General features: G+C 65.4%; 4 protein-coding genes (1 of these 4 cut by a window edge). All 4 read left to right on the forward strand.

The window, feature by feature from the left end:
- Positions 1–82: the 3' portion of a tripartite tricarboxylate transporter substrate-binding protein gene (locus tag QWZ14_RS31945; protein WP_353959287.1), read on the forward strand. It extends 266 nt beyond the left edge of the window; 82 of the gene's 348 nt are visible here — the last part of the coding sequence; its start codon lies off the left edge, out of view; it ends in the stop codon at positions 80–82.
- The gene (locus QWZ14_RS08385) at positions 7–366 is read left to right on the forward strand and encodes a tripartite tricarboxylate transporter substrate-binding protein (protein ID WP_290316181.1); all 360 of its coding nucleotides are present in this window, start codon (positions 7–9) and stop codon (positions 364–366) included. The genes QWZ14_RS31945 and QWZ14_RS08385 overlap by 76 nt, the downstream gene beginning before the upstream one ends.
- A gap of 191 nt (positions 367–557) precedes the next feature.
- On the forward strand, positions 558–1,418 hold the full coding sequence (locus QWZ14_RS08390; RefSeq protein WP_290316182.1) for a Bug family tripartite tricarboxylate transporter substrate binding protein: 861 nt from the start codon (positions 558–560) through the stop codon (positions 1,416–1,418).
- A gap of 5 nt (positions 1,419–1,423) precedes the next feature.
- Positions 1,424–1,838: TauD/TfdA dioxygenase family protein (locus QWZ14_RS08395; protein ID WP_290316183.1), on the forward strand; the 415-nt coding region annotated here is incomplete at its 3' end.

The following is a 1,838-nucleotide window of genomic DNA, read 5'->3' on the forward strand; positions in this document are numbered from 1 at the left end:
GCCGAGATGCCCTATACCTTCGAGAATCTGCTGCTCGTCCTGCCGCATATCCAGGCTGGTACGCTGCGCGCGATCGCTGTGAGCAGCCGGAAGCGGGCAGCGCTGCTGCCGGACGTGCCAACAATGGACGAGGCCGGACTGGAGGGTTTTGAGGTCCAAGGCTGGTATGGCCTCCTTGCCCCGGCCTACGTCCCAGACGCAATCGTTCGCCGCCTGAACACCGAGACGACGGCGGCGCTACGGACGCCAGACGTTGCGCAGCGCATTGCGGAAATGGGCTCCCCTAGCATTGCCAGCTCGCCCGCGGAANCGGTAATCGAAGCCGAGAGCGGCACGCCATCCAAGGTGGAGAGAAGGACACAGTGAGAACCTGTACCACCTCTTGCAAGACGACATCCGGATCGGGCGGGGATCCTATAATGCGGCCCCTGGCAACCCTACTCCGCCGTCGCACTTTGCTTGGTGGAGCGGCTGCCAGCGCCCTCGGCGCCCCAGCGGTCCTGGCGCAGTCCGGTAACAGAACATGGCCGCAGGACCGTGTCACTGTCGTCACCTCCTTGCCCGCTGGCAGCGCAGTAGACGTCACCACCCGCGTCTTTACCGATCGACTGTCGCAGGTTTGGGGCAAACCTGTCGTCATCGACAACCGGGGTGGCGGCAACGGCGTGCTGGCCTGCGAGATAGTGGCCCGGGCGCGACCGGACGGGCTGACCCTGCTCTCCACCTCGGCGATGACCCATGCGGCCAATCCCGCACTCTACGAACGGCTGCCTTATGACCCGATCCGCGACTTTGCCGCTGTGGTCCGCTACAATACCTCCCCGTTCGTGTTGATGGCGCACAAGGGCCTTGGCACCACGTCCCTGTCGGCCTTGATCGCGCGGATGAAGGCGGAGCCAGGCCGGCATAATTTCGGCGCCGGCAGCGTGCCATCGCGGATCGCCGGAGAGTTGTTCCGCCAGCTGGCCGGCCTCGACCTCGTGCATGTCGGCTACAAGGGCAACCAGCAGGGTTTTCCTGACCTCATCAACGGCCGCATTTCGCTGATGGCGGTGGATGTCGTCGGCGCCAAGCCGCTGGTGGATACTGATTCGGTCAACGCCCTCGCCCTGAGCGATACGGAGCGGCATCCCGCCGTAGCTGCGGTGCCGACCGCGGCCGAGGCCGGCCTGCCGCGCTATATCTTTACGACCTGGTCCGGGCTTTACGCGCCTGCCGCGACGCCGCCCGAGGTCGTCGCCAGGATCGCCCGCGACATTACCAAGGCGGCCGAGGTCCCGGAGGTCAGGGTGCGGCTCGAAGCCCTGGGAAGCGCGCGCCGGGCCCCGATGCCACCGGCCGAATTCGCCGCCTTCACTGCCAGCGAGATCGAGAGCTGGGGCCGGATTATCCGGACCGCCGGCTTGCGGCTCGAATAGAGGAGATGATTGCCATGAGTTCTCTCAGTGCCAACCAAGGTCCCCGCTACCGGCATGCCAGCGATGCTGGAGCACCCTTCGAGACCATCACGATTGACAAGCTGACACCGGTGATCGGCGCCGAGATCGGCGGCGTCGATCTCGCCAACCCCAGCAATCGACAGATGGATGAGATCCATCGCGCGCTAGCCGAGAACCTGGTGATCTTCTTCCGCGACCAGAGCCTGACGCAGGACCAGCACCTCGACTTCGGCCGCAGATTTGGCCCGCTGCACATCCACCCCGCGGCGCCGACCGAGCCGGGCCATCCCGAGTTAATGATTATCCGGGCGGACAAGGACAGCCCACGCGCCAATGGTGAGGGCTGGCACTCAGATGTCTCCTGCGACCTGGAGCCGCCGCTGGGCAGCATCCTTTATA

Source organism: Paeniroseomonas aquatica (genome assembly GCF_030409335.1).
GTDB classification, from domain to species: domain Bacteria; phylum Pseudomonadota; class Alphaproteobacteria; order Acetobacterales; family Acetobacteraceae; genus Belnapia; species Belnapia aquatica.